Source organism: Cupriavidus pauculus (assembly GCF_022179805.1).
Classification (GTDB): domain Bacteria; phylum Pseudomonadota; class Gammaproteobacteria; order Burkholderiales; family Burkholderiaceae; genus Cupriavidus; species Cupriavidus pauculus_E.
The window spans coordinates 17884-35142 of the sequence record NZ_BPUO01000021.1 but is presented as its reverse complement, the minus strand read 5'-3'; the positions used below and the strand labels follow the sequence as shown (position 1 = coordinate 35142).

18 protein-coding genes are annotated in these 17259 nt (G+C 60.8%); 4 read left to right on the top strand and 14 right to left on the bottom strand.

The features are described 5' to 3' along the window. The first annotated feature begins 123 nt into the window (after positions 1–123). Together MFF62_RS28190 and MFF62_RS28185 are read left to right on the top strand one after the other, a co-directional pair. Positions 124–633: a sigma-70 family RNA polymerase sigma factor gene (locus tag MFF62_RS28190; protein WP_238266783.1), complete on the top strand. Its 510-nt coding sequence runs from the start codon at positions 124–126 to the stop codon at positions 631–633. Next, a complete protein-coding gene (locus MFF62_RS28185) occupies positions 630–1607 on the top strand; it encodes a FecR domain-containing protein (protein WP_238266778.1) in 978 nt (325 codons plus the stop codon). The genes MFF62_RS28190 and MFF62_RS28185 overlap by 4 nt, the downstream gene beginning before the upstream one ends. A gap of 69 nt (positions 1608–1676) precedes the next feature. Here MFF62_RS28185 and MFF62_RS28180 read toward each other — a convergent pair whose 3' ends face one another. Continuing rightward, entirely contained in the window at positions 1677–1913 is a 237-nt protein-coding gene (locus tag MFF62_RS28180) for a porin family protein (RefSeq protein ID WP_238266775.1), read from the bottom strand. 302 nt (positions 1914–2215) lie between these two features. Between MFF62_RS28180 and aspA the strand changes: the two genes are divergently transcribed. Next, positions 2216–3652, top strand: coding sequence for an aspartate ammonia-lyase (aspA, locus tag MFF62_RS28175; protein ID WP_238266773.1), 1437 nt, complete (start codon positions 2216–2218; stop codon positions 3650–3652). Here the strand turns inward: aspA and MFF62_RS28170 are convergent. From MFF62_RS28170 to MFF62_RS28120, 11 genes are all read right to left on the bottom strand, one after another. Further along, a complete protein-coding gene (locus tag MFF62_RS28170) occupies positions 3641–4384 on the bottom strand; it encodes a sulfite exporter TauE/SafE family protein (RefSeq protein ID WP_238266768.1) in 744 nt (247 codons plus the stop codon). The two genes, aspA and MFF62_RS28170, sit on opposite strands and share 12 nt — an antisense overlap. A 51-nt stretch (positions 4385–4435) precedes the next feature. Beyond that, positions 4436–5530: a tripartite tricarboxylate transporter substrate binding protein gene (locus MFF62_RS28165; protein WP_238266766.1), complete on the bottom strand. Its 1095-nt coding sequence runs from the start codon at positions 5528–5530 to the stop codon at positions 4436–4438. A gap of 256 nt (positions 5531–5786) precedes the next feature. Continuing rightward, entirely contained in the window at positions 5787–6701 is a 915-nt protein-coding gene (locus MFF62_RS28160; protein WP_238266764.1) for a LysR family transcriptional regulator, read from the bottom strand. Between the two features lie 78 nt (positions 6702–6779). Continuing rightward, positions 6780–7613, bottom strand: coding sequence for an amidohydrolase family protein (locus MFF62_RS28155; protein ID WP_238266763.1), 834 nt, complete (start codon positions 7611–7613; stop codon positions 6780–6782). A 19-nt stretch (positions 7614–7632) separates the two neighbouring features. Then, positions 7633–8316: a fumarate hydratase C-terminal domain-containing protein gene (locus MFF62_RS28150; protein WP_238266762.1), complete on the bottom strand. Its 684-nt coding sequence runs from the start codon at positions 8314–8316 to the stop codon at positions 7633–7635. Then, positions 8310–9248: a fumarate hydratase gene (locus tag MFF62_RS28145; RefSeq protein ID WP_238266753.1), complete on the bottom strand. Its 939-nt coding sequence runs from the start codon at positions 9246–9248 to the stop codon at positions 8310–8312. The genes MFF62_RS28150 and MFF62_RS28145 overlap by 7 nt, the downstream gene beginning before the upstream one ends. An 11-nt stretch (positions 9249–9259) precedes the next feature. Next, complete coding sequence (locus MFF62_RS28140; RefSeq protein ID WP_238266745.1) at positions 9260–11008, bottom strand: L-aspartate oxidase; 1749 nt, start codon at positions 11006–11008, stop codon at positions 9260–9262. Position 11009: 1 nt separating this feature from the next. Then, positions 11010–11357 (bottom strand): succinate dehydrogenase/fumarate reductase transmembrane subunit, encoded by a 348-nt coding sequence (locus MFF62_RS28135; protein ID WP_238266740.1) that lies wholly within the window; start codon positions 11355–11357, stop codon positions 11010–11012. Then, complete coding sequence (locus MFF62_RS28130) at positions 11354–11689, bottom strand: succinate dehydrogenase/fumarate reductase transmembrane subunit (protein ID WP_238266738.1); 336 nt, start codon at positions 11687–11689, stop codon at positions 11354–11356. Before MFF62_RS28130 ends, MFF62_RS28135 begins: the two co-directional genes overlap by 4 nt. 2 nt (positions 11690–11691) lie before the next feature. Further along, positions 11692–12426: a succinate dehydrogenase/fumarate reductase iron-sulfur subunit gene (locus MFF62_RS28125; protein ID WP_238266736.1), complete on the bottom strand. Its 735-nt coding sequence runs from the start codon at positions 12424–12426 to the stop codon at positions 11692–11694. 179 nt (positions 12427–12605) lie between these two features. After that, entirely contained in the window at positions 12606–13571 is a 966-nt protein-coding gene (locus tag MFF62_RS28120) for a LysR family transcriptional regulator (protein WP_238266734.1), read from the bottom strand. Between the two features lie 185 nt (positions 13572–13756). On the opposite strand from MFF62_RS28120, the gene MFF62_RS28115 reads away from it, so the two are divergent. Next, complete coding sequence (locus MFF62_RS28115; RefSeq protein WP_238266732.1) at positions 13757–15271, top strand: CoA-acylating methylmalonate-semialdehyde dehydrogenase; 1515 nt, start codon at positions 13757–13759, stop codon at positions 15269–15271. Positions 15272–15320: 49 nt separating this feature from the next. On the opposite strand, the gene MFF62_RS28110 is transcribed toward MFF62_RS28115, so the two are convergent. Both MFF62_RS28110 and MFF62_RS28105 read right to left on the bottom strand, forming a co-directional pair. Further along, positions 15321–16061, bottom strand: a complete 741-nt coding sequence (locus MFF62_RS28110; RefSeq protein ID WP_238266730.1) for a GntR family transcriptional regulator — start codon at positions 16059–16061, stop codon at positions 15321–15323. A 156-nt stretch (positions 16062–16217) separates the two neighbouring features. Next, a complete protein-coding gene (locus MFF62_RS28105) occupies positions 16218–17231 on the bottom strand; it encodes a Bug family tripartite tricarboxylate transporter substrate binding protein (protein ID WP_238266728.1) in 1014 nt (337 codons plus the stop codon). Positions 17232–17259 lie beyond the last annotated feature (28 nt).

The following is a 17259-nucleotide window of genomic DNA, read 5'->3' as shown; positions in this document are numbered from 1 at the left end:
AGATGGCTTCTCTGCGCCGGGAATGGGCGATGAAGCACAAGACGAGTACCTTCCGTACGCCCATCCCTATACAATAACGATTCTCATTTCCAGCAAAACCCGCTGCGGTACAAGGAACGTTTGATGGCTGCCGACGCAAGTCCACACCAGGACATTGGTGCGCTCTACGTCAACCACCACCGGTGGTTGCTGGGCTGGTTGCACAGGAAGTCGGGCTGCTGGCACAAGTCGGCGGACCTCGCCCACGACACCTTCATGCGGTTGCTTGCCCGCGAAGAGATGCCGCCCCTGGCCGAACCAAGGGCGTTCCTGACCACGGTGGCCCAGCGCGTCATGGCCAACCAGCGGCGCCGGGAGAAGCTCGAACAGGCCTACCTGGAAGCGCTGGCCCACCTGCCGTCCGATTCGATTCCGTCGACCGAGGACCGCGCGATTCTGCTGGAAACGCTGCAGGAAATCGCCGATCTTCTCGACGGCCTGCCGGCTCCGGTCAAGCGCGCCTTCCTGATGGCCCAGCTCGATGGCATGAGCCATGCCGAGATTGCCGCTGCGCTGGGTGTTTCGCTGACAACGGTGAAGCGTTACCTGGTCAAGGCCGGCACGCAGTGCTATTTCGCCATCGGGCCGACATGACCAACGCTGGCACCAACATCCCTCCCGAGATCGCCCGGACCGCCGTCGAATGGCTTGTCACGCTGCAAGGCGATGACGTGGACGACCATATCCGGCGCGCCTGGCGCAACTGGCTCGGCCAGCATCCCGACCACAAGCGGGCCTGGGACCATATCGAAACGGTGAACGCGAGGTTGAGCGGCATTGCGTCGCCACTGGCCACGGCGGTGGCACGCGCGGCGCTGACGCCGCCCAAGTCGGCAAGCCGCAGGCGCGCCGTCAATACGCTGGCACTACTCTTCGTCGGTGGGGGCGCGGCCTGGCTGACACGCGATTACACCGGCCTGCAAGGCATGATGGCCGATGTCCATACGAGCGTGGGCGAACAGCGGCTGATCACGCTCGATGACGGCACAAAAGTTCGCCTGAACACGGACACCGCTATCGACGTTGCCTTCACGGCCGCCGAGCGCCGCGTCACGCTGCAACGCGGCGAGGTGCAGGTCGAGACTGCACCAGACCCCTATGCCGTTCCGCGACCCTTCGTGGTGGCCTTGCGTAGCGCCACGCTAAGACCGCTTGGCACTTGCTTCGCGGTTCGGCAACATCAGGACCGGGGATGGATCGGCGTTACGGAAGGCGCGGTAGCTGTGCGCCCAGCGGACGATGCCCTCGCGGAGCACGTCGTCAGCGCGGGCGAGGAAGCTGGATTCTCGTCGCGTGAGGTGGACGCGCCGCAGACCCTCGCCGAGGCCGCGATTGCGTGGGCGGACGGCATGCTGGTAGCCACGGACATGCCATTGGGCTCGTTCCTGACCGAAGTCGACCGGTATCGACCCGGGCATCTTCGTTGTGATCCCTCGATTGCGGCCCTACGCGTATCCGGAACGTTTCCGGTCCAGGACACTGACCGCATCCTCGATGCGCTACGCAGTGCCCTGCCCGTTCGCATCCATTCCCTGACGCGGTACTGGACGACCGTCCTGCCAGCCTGATCGAATCGCCTGCATGACGCCAGAAGGCCCAGTTGAGCCTTCTGGCGTGAGCATTCCGGTACCCGGAATTTAGAACACGTGCCGGATACCCGTTGCAAAGCCCACCATATTCTTGGCGCCGGGAGGCTGTGCGTAGTTGAACAGGTACAGCGTGAAGGCGCCGTCATTGTCCAGACTGCCGTTATGCGCCCAGGCCGTCGACACATAGACGTCGGTGCGCTTGCTCAACGCATAGTCCAGAACCAGATTGACCTGCTGCGGGTTCGCCGGATTGCTGGTGGCACCTGTGGGACCATTCAGGTTCATCTTCTTGATGTTGGAGTAGTACTACCCCAACTGCACGTCAAACGCCGGCGTGAACTTGTAGGTGACACCCGTAAACCAGAAGTCATTGCGCCGCTTTTTTTGATTTCTATCGAGCCTCTGCCTTGCCCGTGACGAGCGTGACCGCCTCGAAGGAACGTCGGCACCTGTATCCATGCACTTTTTGCATAACGTCTGTGTGCCCTTCTGCCGTAATACCGTCTTTGCATGGACGACGGTGAGGCACGCGATCAAGCATTAGACTTCAGCCACCAACTGCAGGCGAACCGTACCCGGAGGCGATCATGTCCAGCGCAGGCTTCAGAACCGAACACGACCTACTTGGCGATCGCCAGGTTCCTTCGGACGCATACTATGGCGTCCATACACTACGCGCCGTCGAGAACTTCCCGATCACGGGCACGCCGATTTCCATCTATCCCGAGCTCATCAAGGCCCTGGCCGCAATCAAGCAAGCGGCTGCCCTTGCAAATCATGAACTCGGCTTGCTGGACCAGCAGCGTTGCGATGCCATCGTCAATGCGTGCAAGGAAATCGCCAATGGTGCGCTCCATCAGCAGTTTGTGGTCGATGTGATACAAGGCGGCGCCGGCACCTCGACGAACATGAATGCCAACGAGGTCATCGCGAATCGTGCGTTGGAGTTGCTCGGCCACGGCAAAGGGGAGTATCAGCATCTCCACCCGAACGAGCACGTCAACATCGGCCAAAGCACGAACGACGTCTATCCGACGGCACTCAAGATTGCCACCTGGTTCGGGATTGCTGGCCTGGTGGATGCCATGGCCGTCTTGCGCAAGGCATTTGAGGAAAAGGCAGACGAGTTCGCTCACATCATCAAGATGGGGCGCACGCAATTGCAGGACGCCGTACCCATGACGCTTGGGCAGGAGTTCAGCACGTATGCGGTGATGCTGGGCGAAGACGAGCAACGCCTGCGTGAGGCCGCCCTGCTGATCTGCGAGATCAACCTCGGCGCCACGGCGATCGGTACAGGCATTACGGCGCATCCGTCGTACGCACCGGTTGTGCTGAAGCGGCTGTGTGACATCACCGGTATCCCACTCTCGACAGCGCCCAACCTTATCGAAGCCACGCAAGACTGCGGGTCATTCGTGCAGCTTTCTGGCGTGCTCAAGCGCGTGGCGGTCAAGCTTTCCAAGACGTGCAATGATTTGCGCCTGCTGTCCAGCGGACCCAGGGCGGGATTCGGTGAAATCAACCTGCCGCCGATGCAGGCCGGGTCGAGCATCATGCCGGGAAAAGTGAATCCGGTCATTCCCGAGGTGGTTAACCAGATTGCCTTCGAAGTCATCGGCAACGATGTCACTGTCAGCTTTGCGGCAGAAGCAGGGCAGCTTCAGCTGAATGCCTTCGAACCCATCATTGCGCACAGCCTCTTCAAGAGCGTCAGCCATCTTCGCGCGGGCTGCCTGACCCTGGCGGAACGCTGCGTCAAGGGCATCACGGCCAATGAGGACAAACTACGCGCCGCAGTTCAAAACTCGATTGGTGTGGTCACGGCCCTGAACCCCTACATCGGATATGAGAACGCGACGGCGGTTGCTCAGGAAGCCCATGTCACAGGCGGCAGCGTCTATGAGATCGTGCTGCGTCGAGGGCTGCTATCGCAGGAAGAACTCGACAGAATCCTGCAGCCGGAGTCGCTCACGCGCCCTGTCCCGCTTGATCTTCATACGAAGCCGCGTTCAATGCATTAGCAGACCGCGACAGAGCACGGAAGCTCCGCTGAGGCCAAGAAAGAGCAGTAACGCGCGCCGCACCGCGTCAGCGGAGATGACACGCCGAAGTCGCGATCCAATCGCCAGCCCGATCAGGCTGAAGGGCATCGCAATGGCGGCGCTGCGCAGCAAGTCTTCTTGCTGAAGCAGGCCGCTGCTGGCGAAAGCTGCCAGGCGCACCAGGGCACTCAACAGGATGACAGCAGCGATTGTCGATCGGAATGCGTCGATCTGCGGCAGCCTGCGAGACAAGTACATCGTATAGATCGGGCCTCCGGTTCCAAACAGCGCGCTGAATATCCCCCCCACAACGCCAGCCGGTACCGCCCAGCCGTTTGCCACGCCCTCTGCGCGTGCCGAAGCGCTTAGCAGCGCCCGTGCCGTCATCAGGATCACAAAAAGGCCCAGGGCTACGAGCAGCCAGCGGGATTCGACCTGTGCAAGCACCGTAGTGCCCAGCGCCACGCCCACCAGCATGAATGGAATGAGGCGAAGCAGCTCTGGCCGGGATACCGAGCTCCAGTTGCGCATGCCGACCATCGCAGTTGTCACAAGGTCGAGGAGCAGAAGCATGGGCACCACGAACTGTAGCGGCATGAACTGCACCAGGATCGGTACGGCCACCATCGCCGCGCCGAAACCGGTGAGTCCGAATACCGTGTAGGCACTTACGACCGTTGCCCCAAGCACTGCATAGTGTTCCGTACCCATGGATCCCCAGTTCACGGCTGAAATGCGTAGCAAGGAACTGCCGCAATTCATTTAGTTGGCAGAGATTTTGCGCTTGGTGACCAGTTGCTTCCAGCGCCCGGACTCTTGTGCGATCTCCTGTGGCAGCTGGCCCTTTGGCGTCAACGTTCTCGTCATGCCTTGCGCAGCGAGATACTGCTGCATGCTCGGCCCGGCGGTGGCCTTCTCCAGATCCGCGTACATCCTCGCCGTCAGCTCCTTGGGCGTCCCTGTCGGCGCCATCAATGCGAACCACCCATAGAAGGTGAATCCAGGAAGACCTGCCTCGGATGTGGTCGGTACGTCGGGCAACAGCGGGGATCGTTCCTTTCCGGTCACAGCCAGAGCCCGGAGACGGTTGCCTTTGAGCAGCGGAGAGATGGCATTGATGTTGCCCACCGTCATGTCCACCGTCCCCGCCATCAGATCTGCGTAGGCGGGCCCTTCCCCCTTGTACGGCACGTGCACCACATCGATACCGGCGGCTTCCGCGAAGGCTTCGTTTGCAATGTGTACCTGGCTGCCATTGCCGGCCGATGCGAAAGTCAGCTTACCAGGATTTGCCTTCGCATAATTGATGAATTCCGCCATCGATTTCGCCGGCAACCTGGTATTCACAGTCAGCACCATCGGCCCGCTGGCGATCTTGCTGATCATCTCGAAACTCTCGGCCGAGTACGGAAGCTTCTGATAGATGAATGGATTGACCGTGAACATGCTTCCCGACGCAAGCAACAGCGTGTATCCGTCAGGCGCAGATTTGGCAACGGCTTCCGCCCCCACCGCGCCGCCAGCACCTGGCCGGTTGTCCACGACGACGGGCTGCTTCCACTGCTTGCCAAGCTCGACGGCGACTGCGCGAGCCAGCAGGTCCGTGGCGCCCCCAGAGGCAAACGGCACCACAAGGCGAACCGGCTTGGTGGGCCACTCCTCTGCATGAACCTGCACCATTGCCACCGGCGCAATGACAAACGCAAACATGGCCACTCCGGTAGACGTGCTGAACGACGGTGCATCGCGGTCGCGGTACAACTCCTTGACGATGGGATGCTGGCGTATGCGACGCCACCACTGTCGCCCTCGCACAATCCAACCGCCTCTGGCCATCTCCGTGTCATTCGCGTTCATTGTTGTCTCCTTTGTGGCGTCGTCATCCGTCGACGACTATGTGTGCATATCGTTGTGTGCTTTCAGAAAATCCTAGTTTCAGCTCACTGATAACGAAAACGAGATATAACGCTCACCGTTACCAGTTAAAGTTCTTATCTATTTTTTTTGACAAAACGCCCCCCATCCGACCTTCCGGATCGGAGTCACCAATGTCTGCTACTTGGTAATCTTTATGCCATTCGGTACGGATTCAGAAAATCCGACATGGCCATGGTCAGCTCTTCTGCACGAGTCTCGGACGACCATCGTCCGGTGTACTTGTCGGCTTTGTCACGGCAGTGAGGGCCTCCAGCAGCAGGTGCGAAAGATGCGCACGCGGATTGTCCCGGGGGACCAGAATGCCGAGCCGGCGCATCAAAGGCGGTGAGCCAAACGGGATGGTTCGGATCGATGCCGGAAATTCGTTTTCTACTCCACGGGCAGGTACAACCGACGAGCCCAGCCCATTTGCGACCATGGCGATCACGCCCTCGAGCGTATCGATTTCCATGGTCGATCGGACCGCGATCTGGCGCCGGACCATTTCCTCCTGGACGAGAAGCCCCACACGGGCGGTACGATTGAATCGCACGTAGGGCGTTGTCTCCAGGATTCCCTTGTCCGAGTCTCCTCGCGTGGTGGTATGTGTGATCACCACGAATTCCTCGTTGAAAAAAGGCATGAACTGCAAGTCCAGGCGCGGGACCTCCGGTTCAGTGACGACAGCCACGTCCAATTGCCGTCGATACACCGCCCGCTCCAGGTCATGGGTAAGGCCTGTGGTGAGGTGGATGTCGATGCGATGCCCCTGCTGATGCAGCCGCTTGAGAGCAAGCGGCAGGACGCCGGACACGCAGGTATGCACCGAACCCAGCTTCAACACACCACCGGCCGCTTCCCGCTTGAGGGCTGCGCTCATGCTTTCCCAATGGGTCAGGAGGTCACGCGCACGATTGGTGAATGCCAGCCCGGCGTCAGTCAACACAGGGGGACGGCGACTGCGGTCGAAGATGGTGATGCCCAGTTCTTCCTCAAGCGCCCGCATCTGCATGCTGACGGCCGAGACGGTCAACCCGATAGCGTTGCCAGCCTCGGCAAAACTGCCTCGATCGGCGATGGCTACCAGCGTATAAAGCGTTTTGACGTCCATGTCTGCCAAATTGTGGAGTGATGCATTCCGCTAGCGCGTGAGACTGTCATTTTGCCGCATGGACATCCCGCACGCGACCTAGATCCCCAGGAGGCGACGCGCGTTGCCGCCCATCACCTTTTCCAGGTTCTCAGGACGAATCGGCAGCGTCTCGAACCATTGCTTGTAGTCTCGCACCGGACAGAATGGAAAGGAGCTTGCATACAACATGCGGTCTGAGAGGAACGTGTCCGCCGCCTTGACGTACTCCTCCCAGCCGGGCATCCGCGAGAAGTACATGTCCGGCGACAGATACATGTTCCGCCGGCGGAAGGCGATATGGAGGATCTCCGTTACCCAGGGCCACCCGCCATGCGCGACAACAACCTTGAGCCCCGGAAAGTCCGCCAGGACGCGGTCGGTCTTCACCGGATCCGAGTAACTCAGATCCGGACCTGCGGTGCCACCAACCATCATGATCACGGGCACGCCCAGATCTTCGCAATGTGCATAGATCGGATACAGGCGCCGGTCATCGGCATACATGGGAACCGGATACGAGCCCGGCTCGATGTTGATGGCCTTGAAGCCCCCGGCGACCGCATCCGAGATCGTCTTGCATGCCGCCACCCGGTTTGTCGGGTCGATGGATGCCGCACCAATGAAGCGTTGCGGATAGTCGCGCACGATTCGCGCGACGTCCTCGTTTGACACGCTGCCCAGTGTTCCAGCGAGACGCCCAACCACGACGCCCTTGTCTACGCGGGCTTCGTCCATCTCCTTGACCAGCAGGTCCATGGATTGCTGCTGGGCCGCGGGCGACGGGTCAAAGCCAACGGTACGGGTAAAGCCGTCGCGGCGCTCGCCTGCCGAATACATCAGCGTGTCGAGAAAGCCCCCAATCGGTGGGCGAAGCCTGAAATCGATGATCATTGCGTGCTCCCGGGTCTGGTTACATCACTTCGTTCTTCCGATCGTCGGTCTCGCCGTATCGATGCAGTGCTGGCGGCTTCAGCCCTGCGTAAAGCTTTTCGATTCCAGCGTTGATGACTTCGGCGTGCTGCGCGAAAAGCGAGTTGCCCTCCAGGTCGCTCTCAACAATGAACGGACCGAAGTTCTCCACTTCGAACATCCACATGGCTTGCGCAATGCCGAGTTCGTCGAGCCAGAACACGTCCTTCACCTGCTTGATACCCCGACCGAGTAGCGCACCGGTGCCGTAACCTACCGTCGTGAGATAGATGGCCCCACCTGGCGCTAGCACGCGCTTGTAGTCGTCGGCAGGCATGCCGCCCTTGCCGATGAAGATGCGGCACGCGGTCTTCTCCATCCACTTTGGTATCCACTTCGAGAAGCGGAAACTTGCGGTGGCTGTCACTGCACCGACGTTATAGCTTCCATCCTCATTGGGCGCGGCGGCAGGCGAGCAGTGAAAGTTGACATTGCTAAGGCCGCGGAGCTCGACGGGCGGCTCCAGGCCCTCGTCGAGCACCTTCTTGTAGACACCTTCCCGCGCCGTGTAGACCACGCCAGTCAGGTACACGGCGGCCCCCAGCTCAAGCTTGGCAATGTCTTCCGTGGTGGCGGGCAGATTGATGTGGAAGACCTTCAGGTCATCGTCTTGCGGGCTTACCATTCGACCGTCTCCCTGCGCAGGTATGGGGTGAACCACTGTGGGTCCGTCCGGTATTCGATGCTGCCGTCCGCATGGATCCGCGCTGTGGCGCGCCGCGAGGACAGGCAGAACGTATGCAGGCTGATCGGCATCCCGCCGGTATGCGTATGCCCAACCTCGATATGGCAGTCGACCACCATCGACGAGCCCACGAAGCCCATGGCGCCCATACCAATGGAGTTGCCAAGCTTCATGAGTTCGAGTTCCAGCTCGGCAATCTTCGGGTCGGGATTGCGGTCACCCACGACCCGCAGGCAGGCTGCCTGCTTGCCAAGCTGCATGCACGTATCCTTCGATCCGCCCAGGCCGATGCCGACAATCGCGGGTTGGCAGGCCAGGCCCCGTTTCCCGAACGCGATCAGGGTATCGAGCACGAATCGCTTGATGCCGTCGATACCATCGCCGGGGAATAACATCCGGTAGTCGGTGCCGAACAGCCCGCCTTTGTGGACCGTGGTGATGTCCACCCAGTCCGAATCCGGCTCGAACGACCATTCGATCTCGGGCGCGTTGATGCCCACGTTGTTGTTGTTATCCGTGCGCCAGAGCGGATGGACACGATTGGGGCGCAGCGGAACCGCCAGCGTGGCGTCGGCCGTGGCCTTGCGCAGCGCGCGCTCCACCGCGACAAAGCCGCGTTGCACTGTGGCGTTGTTGCCTACCTTGACGTAGTAGCGCGGCAGGCCGGTGTCGGCGCACATTGGCCGGCGATCCTGGTCGGCGGCTTCCCAGTTGTCCTGCATTGCGTGGATCACGAATCGCGGCAGTTTGCCGGTCTCGGTCTTCTGCAACGCCCGGATGCCCTGCTTGTAGTCCTTGGGGATTTCGATTGCGGCGCGTTTCATGATCTCGAACGCGGCTTCCTCGACCCGGTCGATGGATATCGTCGTCATCGTAGCGGTCCTTATGCTGCAACTTTGGGGGGTTGACCGGCCTCACCGGTAATCAGTGATGTGCCCGGCGTCACGATGTCGAACTTCACCGGCACCATCTCCAGTCGAATGTCATCGCCATCCGCTGTCACGCGGGTATAGCGACTGCCATGCAGATCGCCGGGCTCCGGAAAGTCTTCGCGAGCATGGGCGCCGCGGCTGTTCTCGCGCGCCAGTGCCGAAACGGTAATCACGCGGGACATGTCGACCAGGCTCTGCAGATTCAGCCAGTCATGCCAGGTCACGTTGTAGCGGCGGTCGCCATCGGGCACGCCCATGGCCATCAACGCGTCGTGGTGGCACGCGACCGAGGCAAGCCCTCGACGCATTGCCGACTCATGGCGCAGCACGCCAACGTCATCCCACATCGTCTGGGCGAGCGCATCGCGGAGTTCATGGATCGCGCCCGGCGTCTTCGAGAACGGATACTCGGCACGTTCGATGCCACTGAGGATGACCCGCTTGTCCGGTTCCTTCCAATGCTGAACCTTCGATGCGTAGGCGGCCATGGAATCGCCTGCGATACCGCCGAAAACTGTGGAGTTCGCCACCCCGTTGCCGCCAAGACGATTGGCACCGTGCACGCCTCCGCAGTCCTCGCCGGCCGCGAACAGGCCAGGAGACGCGGTGCTGCAGTCGACATTGAACTCGACGCCACCCATCAGATAGTGGGCGGTTGGTACCACTTCAACACGTCCGCCTGCCAGGTCAAAGCCGCAGTCCTTGCACCGGTTGACCATCCCCGGAAAGGTCTTTGCCACCTTCTCGGGGCCGAGATGGCTCATCTGGATGTAGACACCGCCCATCGGGCCGGTCCGGCCTGCGCGCATTTCGGCGTAGATGCCACGACTGACCACGTCGCGCGTAGCGCGCTCGCCACGGGGGTCGTAGTTGGTCATGAAGCGATCCCCGTTGCCGTTGATCAGCCAGCCGCCCGCACCGCGCAAGCCTTCCTCGAGCACAGTCCCAGTCATGCGGGTGTCCGGTCCGCCCAGCAAGCCTGTTGGGTGGAACTGCACCATCTCCATGTCACGAAGGCTCAAGCCATAGCGCATGGCCATCGCAAGCCCGTCGCAGGTCTTGTCACCGGATGGCGTGTGATAGCGGTACATCGTCGGTCCTGCACCGGTCGCCAGCAGCACCGCCTTGGCCTGCACGAAGCGATAGGTGCCGCGACGCATGTCGATGAAAAGAACGCCGGAAATACCCGATCCGTCCGCAGCGGGAATCAGTTCGATAGCCCGATGCTCTTCCAGCTCTTCCACATCGAGCGCCCTCACCTGCTCCATCAAGCGGTTGATGATCTCGATGCCCGTCAGGTCAGCCTTGTGAACCGTCCGGTCAAAACTCTGGCCAGCGAATGCTTTCTGATGCAGTGTCCCGTCCGGGTTGCGGTCGAAAAAGCAGCCGATCTCGTTTTCAAGTTCACGTACGCGCTCGATTGCACCCTCAACGAGGCGCCAGGCCAGATCCTGGCGCGGCAACCATTTGCCGCCTTCGATCGTGTCCATGAAATGACGTTCGACCGAATCGCCGGTGGACAGCGCTACGTTGTAGCCACCCTGGACCATTCGAGTACAGCCGCACTTGCCCAGCAGGCCCTTGACTGCCACCGACACCCTGAGCGTCGGATTTGCCTTCTTGGCATGCAACGCCGCGAACAGCCCCGCTCCACCTGTGCCCAGGATCAGGATGTCTGTCTTGTAGTTCTCGATTTGCATTTCAGATTACCCCCACGGCAAAGATCACGCCGATGAACAGTGATAGCGCGCCTCCCCAGCTAATCCACGACAGGCGCGCGTCGCGCGTCGTACTCCATGGCAGAAGTTCAAGCGTCAGCAGCCGAAGGCCAAACGACATGTGGATGGACAGGAGCAGCACGAGGCCCCATTCGCCAAACTTGACTGCGCCCATATCGGCGATCTTCAGGAAGGCGTCCATGCGGGCCTGCTGATCCAGCGCGAGACCAAGGACGTAGAAGTGAGCTGGCAGGAAGATGCCAAGCGCCAGGCCCGATAGACGATGCCCAAGAAACGCCCAGTAGGCACGGTGATTTCTCGGCGACTTCATGACACCAGTCCTCCAACCGCGGCCACGGCGCGCAGGCCCATCGAAAGCAGCAGCAGCCCGAACAGCAGGCAGCAGATCGATGCGGTGCTTCTGCTCAAGCGCCCCCACTCGATCAGGATGTTGCGCAGGCCAATGGGCACGTGAACGGCCACGCTGATCACGAACAGCGAGTAGAACGGGATCCAGAGAAGGCTGCCTTGCGTGCGGGAAAGGATCTCCGCCGCGGTCAGCCCACCTCGCACCGCGTACAAGATCACGCCCAGATGTACGAGCACGAAAGGGGCCATGACCATCGCGCTCAGGCGCTGGAGTGCGAACAGACGCTGCTCCATGGTCAGTCACCTCCCTTGAGGAACTGAATCAGGGCATTCTTCTTCAACCCCGCGATGCTTCCCGTCGGGCTCAGGCTGACCGGGCAGTGCGTCATGCAGTTGCCCTGCGTGTGACAGGAATTGCAGCCACTGCCCGAGGTTGCCTTCTTCAGGACATCCTTCGGATCGGCGTGACGTTCGTCGTTGTAGAGCGTCCATGCACGATTCAGCGCGGCAGGACCAAGGTATTCCTTGTCCCATGCCACCACGTCGCACGAGGCATAGCAGACGCCACAGTTGATGCACTCGATGGCGGCATCGGCCATCTTCCGCTTCTTGCTGTTCGGAGAGACCGCGGCGGGCGGGTCGTGACGCGTGGCAGTGCCAACGAACGTGTTACCCGCCTTCTTCCATTTGTCGAAGAACTCCGACATGTCGACCACGAGGTCCTTGATGCGTGGCATGTTGCGCATCGGCTCGATGACGATCACGCCATCCTCCTCGACGCGACTGACGTGGGTGCGGCATGTCCAACGCGGCTTGCCGTTCACCGTCATCGCGCAGGATCCGCACACACCCACACGGCAAGCGAATCGATAGGACAACGTCGGATCAATGCGACGCTGCACCTCGGTTACCACATCGAGCACAGTCTGGTTCTCGCGCCACGGCACCTTATACGTCGCGAAATTTCCGTCCTCGGTGCCGCGGGCAATCCGCACCGTCAACATGCGTTGCGCGGTCTTTGTCGCCTCCATCACTGTCTCCCGTTTCATTCAACGCGCGGACGCGCAAACCTGACTGCGTGCCCGTGGTCTTTCGTGGTGTGTTGAAACGAGTTTAAGTAATCGTTATTTCTTAATCAATAATTAATAACTTGATATTTTTTGAACTAAAGAACGAAAAATGCCCTACGCGTTACTTATTTCCGCGCAAGTCAAATCAGGGTGGGCGGCGTCGACGTAAAACCTTCCGAAAAGATCTCCCGCAGGTAGTCCACAAATACCTGCGACACCCGTGAGGCATGGGCCGAGTACGGGCGAATCGCATAGAGCCAGTCGCCAAAGGCACCGGTCGATCGCCATTGCGGCAAGACCTCGACCAGGCGGCCGGTCTCAAGTGCGGACTGCGCGCTGAAGTCCGGCAGCAGTGCAATGCCTACGCCATCGATCGCTGCATCACGCAATGCTTCGCTATTGTTCACAGTCAGAGGCCCGGCGACCGGAACAGTCACCGGATCGGCATGCTTCGACCCAGGACTCGCCACCGAAGGCACGAACGTCCAGGTTGCCGCCCCTTGCCGCCTCGGATAGTGCAGACAGGCGTGGTCGGCCAAGGCTTGCGGCGTTTCGGGGGAGCCCCGGTTACGCAGGTACGCCCGGCTCGCTACGAGAATGGCGCGGGTCGACGACAGCGTCCATGCCACATGGGTTTCCGGCGGCGCAGATGTATGCCTGACAGCGATGTCGAAGCCCTCTTGCGCCAGCGGCCGCAGGCGATCCGACATGTCCAGTTCCAACTGGATCTGTGGATACTGCCGCAGGAATTCGGGAAGACGAGGAACCAGTTGTTGCCTGGCAAATGCCACGGGAGCCGTTACGCGCAGAAATCCCCTCGGCGCGCCTGCCAGGTCTCGAACGTTGGCGTAGCCCGTTGCGATCTGCTCGAATGCGCCACGCATCGACTCGACCAGTTGCCGACCGGCGTCCGTCAGGCTCGCGCTGCGCGTGGTCCTTTGCACCAGCGCGATGCCGGCGGCCTTCTCGAGGTCGGTGATGTGCTGGCTCATGGATGCCTTGCTGACACCAAGACGTGCGGCGGCCTTGCTGAAACTGCCTTGCTGCTGCAGAACAACGAGCCAATGCAGGTGTTCCCAAAGCTCTTCCACATTCTCCTTGCGCATCGGCACGCTCCTTAATCGTCACAAATATCTGGGATATTCCGTATCTATAGCATGCCACCATATAAATTTCCTGAACAGTGAGTTCGGCGCTGCGGGGCTACCGTGGGCCCCACCCGGTTCTTACACTGCATGCATCCATAACGCGGAGGACGATTCCTCCCGCTCAGTACTGACAGGAGATGCCCATGACTGCGCCCTACACCAACACCTCCGAGGTAATTCACTTCCTTTCCGGCAAGCCGTATGAAGGCAATGGAAAGCGGGCTCAGGCCGTTTTCAACCCCGCCACCGGCGCGGTAGCACGCCAGGTCCGCCTGGGTACCGTGGAAGATGTCGACGCTGCGGTGGCCTCGGCGGTAGCGGCATTTCCCAAGTGGGCGGACACGCCGCCCATTCGGCGGGCGCGCGTAATGCTGAAGTTTCTGGAACTGATGAATCAGCACAAGGACGAGCTGGCGGCGATCATCACGGCCGAGCACGGCAAGGTGCTGAGCGACGCGGCGGGGGAAGTCAGCCGTGGCATCGACATCATCGAATTTGCCTGCGGCGTGCCTCAACTGCTGAAGGGCGACTTCACTGACCAGGTGTCGACCGGCATGGATAACTGGACGCTGCGCCAGCCGCTCGGCGTGGTTGCAGGTATCACGCCGTTCAATTTTCCCTGCATGGTCCCTTGCTGGATGTTCCCTGTTGCGATCGCCACGGGCAATTGCTTCATCCTCAAGCCGAGCGAGCGCGACCCGTCCGCATCGCTTTTCATGGCCCGTCTCCTCAAGGAAGCCGGACTGCCCGACGGCGTGTTCAACGTCGTGCAAGGTGACAAGACGGTCGTCGACGCCCTTCTCCATCACCACGACGTCAAGGCTGTGAGCTTCGTCGGCTCCACGCCGATTGCAAACTACATCTACGAAACGGGTGCAAAGCTGGGCAAGCGCGTGCAGGCACTGGGCGGCGCGAAGAACCACATGGTGGTGATGCCCGATGCAGACATCGACCAGGCCGTGGACGGACTGATCGGCGCAGCCTACGGTTCCGCGGGCGAGCGCTGCATGGCCATTTCCGTAGCCGTACTCGTCGGCGACGTGGCCGACAAGATCATTCCGAAGCTGGAAGCCCGCGCACGCGAACTGGTGATCAAGAACGGCATGGAGGCCGACGCGGAAATGGGCCCGGTCGTTACGGGGCAAGCGCTCGAACGCATCGAGAATTACATTGCGCTCGGGGTGGAAGAGGGAGCAAAGCTCGTCGTCGATGGCCGGAACTACAAGGTCCCCGGCCACGAGCAAGGCTTCTTTACTGGCGGCACGCTATTCGACAACGTCACGCCCGAGATGCGCATCTACAAGGAAGAGATCTTCGGTCCCGTGTTGTCGTGCGTGCGCGTGGATGATTTCGCAGAAGCCGTGAAGCTGGTCAACGAACACGAATTCGGCAACGGCGTCGCATGCTATACGCGTGATGGCCAGGTCGCCCGCGAGTTTGGCCGCCGCATCGAAGTGGGCATGGTCGGTATCAACGTGCCCATTCCTGTTCCGATGGCGTGGCACGGCTTTGGTGGCTGGAAGCGCTCGTTGTTCGGGGACATGCACGCATACGGCGAAGAAGGCGTGAGGTTCTACACCCGCCAGAAGAGCATCATGCAACGGTGGCCGAACGACACGGCACGCGGCGCGGAATTCGCCATGCCGACTGCAAAGTAAAACTACGGATAAGGCCGCCGCTGTCCGGTGGCTTCCCGCCCCGCTCTTGCTAAGGCTGCGCGAACGTGAATTCGTGATGAGTCGTGTTGAGTTTCGAAACCCGATACTCGATACGCTCATCGTGATACGAATACGCCACGCGCAAGATTTGCAGCAACGCATCTCCCTCGGCGACTCCCATCAATTCGGCATCCTCCTTGTTCGCCAGCGTCGCGCGGAGCCTCTCGTCGGTACGAATGATGTTGATGCCGAAATCGTCCTGGTAGAAGTTGTAGAGCGTATTCGGGCGCTCGCGAAGTCGCGCCTCGGTCAGCGTCGGAAATCTTCCGACCGGTACTGCAATGTCATCGATCATGACGGGGGTGTTCTCCAGCGAAAGTACGTTGGAGAACTTGAAAACGGCATCGCCGGGCGACAATCCCAGGGCAGTTGCTTCAGACTTGTCTGCCTTGGCACGGCGGAATTTTGCGAGACGAACGGTCGGATAGTCCCGATGTCCATCCTGGCGCACGACACGGAAGAACCGGAAGAAGTGGTCTTCCATCCGATGCGTTGCCACGTACGTGCCCCGGCCCTGGTGGCGAATCAGGATGTTCTCCGCAACCAGCTCGTCGATCGCTTTGCGCAGTGTCCCGACGGAAACGCCGAACCGTTCGATCAGCCTGCGCTCGGACGGAATCGCCTCGGCCGGCTTCCACTCGCCTTCCGAGAGCGCGGCCAGAAGGGCACGCTTCACATCCTTGTAGAGAACGCCGCCAATGGAAGCGCTCGCGTCGAATCTGGAACCCACGTCGAAATCCTCAAGTTATGCGACTGCCAAGCCAATACGGGCGCAATTCAGATAGATAACCTGCATGATACTGAAGTTGCCGCGCGGCCCCAACATACGGGTCACTGAAGCGCGCATCCGCGCACTCCAGTAATAATCAGCACCCGGTACTCGATGTCATTCCACCCGGATGCGCTTCTCTTCAATGACCTTTGCCCATCGCGTCACCTCGGTACCGAAGTACTCGGCAAAAGGCGGTCCGCTCTGCGGAGCCGGCGTGAATCCGGCGGCCGCGATGCGCTGACGCACCGAGTCGGATCCCAGCATTCGCGCGACGGACGCCGATATCTTCTCCACGATGGGGCGCGGCGTACCAGCCGGCACCATCAGGCCAGTCCAGTTTTCAACGATCAGGTCCGGATATCCCGCCTCGGCGACGGTCGGCACGTCCGGGAGCAATGGGTGGCGCTCGCGCGTAGTGACTGCCAACGCGCGCAGCTTGCCTGCCTTTACGTACGCCAGCGACTCGGGAAAGTTGGAAAACACCACGTCGATCTGTCCACCAATGAGATCCGTCATCGATGGCGCCCCGCCCTTGTAGGGCACATGTGTCATGTTGGCCTTGGCCTGGCTCTCGAACAGCGCCAGCGTCAGGTGCGGCGGCGTGCCATTGCCACTGGATCCGGCATTCAACGTCGATTTCTGCGCAGCCCCCGCAAGTTCCTTCAGGGATTTGATCGGAGAGTTGACGGGCACCACTACCACCATGGGCGACGACGCCACCCGGACGACCGGCAGCAGATCCTTCTGCATGCTGAACGGCAGCGAGGGGAACAACGTCACATTCGACGCGTGCGTCAGCGTCACCGCCAGCCACGTGTAACCGTCCGCAGGCGCCTTGGCGACCTGGTCCGCGCCGATATTGGCATTCCCACCTGGCTTGTTGTCGACGACGATCGGCTTCTTCCACTCCTCACTCAGTTGCTGGGCAACCGTACGCGCCATGAGGTCCGTCAGTCCGCCCGCGGCAAACGGCACCACATACCGAATCGGCTTGTCCGGATAATTTGCCACGCCATCCTGCGGTGCCGCGGCCACGGATCGGGGCCCCGCCAGGGTAGTGATCACTGCCAACATCGCGAACGCACAGCAAATGCTTCTGCGCGCACCAAGGTTAAAGCGTCGATGCATGGTTTGTCTCCTTTGTGGTCGTCAGCCT

Bases quoted from the DNA above. Each gene is read 5' to 3' on its own strand.
- MFF62_RS28115 (WP_238266732.1), top strand. From the start codon at position 13,757: ATGACTGCGCCCTACACCAACACCTCCGAGGTAATTCACTTCCTTTCC.
- MFF62_RS28185 (WP_238266778.1), top strand. From the start codon at position 630: ATGACCAACGCTGGCACCAACATCCCTCCCGAGATCGCCCGGACCGCC.
- MFF62_RS28170 (WP_238266768.1), bottom strand. From the start codon at position 4,384: ATGGGTACGGAACACTATGCAGTGCTTGGGGCAACGGTCGTAAGTGCC.
- MFF62_RS28180 (WP_238266775.1), bottom strand. From the start codon at position 1,913: ATGAACCTGAATGGTCCCACAGGTGCCACCAGCAATCCGGCGAACCCG.
- MFF62_RS28140 (WP_238266745.1), bottom strand. From the start codon at position 11,008: ATGCAAATCGAGAACTACAAGACAGACATCCTGATCCTGGGCACAGGT.
- MFF62_RS28145 (WP_238266753.1), bottom strand. From the start codon at position 9,248: ATGACGACGATATCCATCGACCGGGTCGAGGAAGCCGCGTTCGAGATC.
- aspA (WP_238266773.1), top strand. From the start codon at position 2,216: ATGTCCAGCGCAGGCTTCAGAACCGAACACGACCTACTTGGCGATCGC.
- MFF62_RS28160 (WP_238266764.1), bottom strand. From the start codon at position 6,701: ATGGACGTCAAAACGCTTTATACGCTGGTAGCCATCGCCGATCGAGGC.
- MFF62_RS28125 (WP_238266736.1), bottom strand. From the start codon at position 12,426: ATGGAGGCGACAAAGACCGCGCAACGCATGTTGACGGTGCGGATTGCC.
- MFF62_RS28130 (WP_238266738.1), bottom strand. From the start codon at position 11,689: ATGGAGCAGCGTCTGTTCGCACTCCAGCGCCTGAGCGCGATGGTCATG.
- MFF62_RS28190 (WP_238266783.1), top strand. From the start codon at position 124: ATGGCTGCCGACGCAAGTCCACACCAGGACATTGGTGCGCTCTACGTC.
- MFF62_RS28135 (WP_238266740.1), bottom strand. From the start codon at position 11,357: ATGAAGTCGCCGAGAAATCACCGTGCCTACTGGGCGTTTCTTGGGCAT.
- MFF62_RS28120 (WP_238266734.1), bottom strand. From the start codon at position 13,571: ATGCGCAAGGAGAATGTGGAAGAGCTTTGGGAACACCTGCATTGGCTC.
- MFF62_RS28155 (WP_238266763.1), bottom strand. From the start codon at position 7,613: ATGATCATCGATTTCAGGCTTCGCCCACCGATTGGGGGCTTTCTCGAC.
- MFF62_RS28150 (WP_238266762.1), bottom strand. From the start codon at position 8,316: ATGGTAAGCCCGCAAGACGATGACCTGAAGGTCTTCCACATCAATCTG.
- MFF62_RS28165 (WP_238266766.1), bottom strand. From the start codon at position 5,530: ATGAACGCGAATGACACGGAGATGGCCAGAGGCGGTTGGATTGTGCGA.
- MFF62_RS28105 (WP_238266728.1), bottom strand. From the start codon at position 17,231: ATGCATCGACGCTTTAACCTTGGTGCGCGCAGAAGCATTTGCTGTGCG.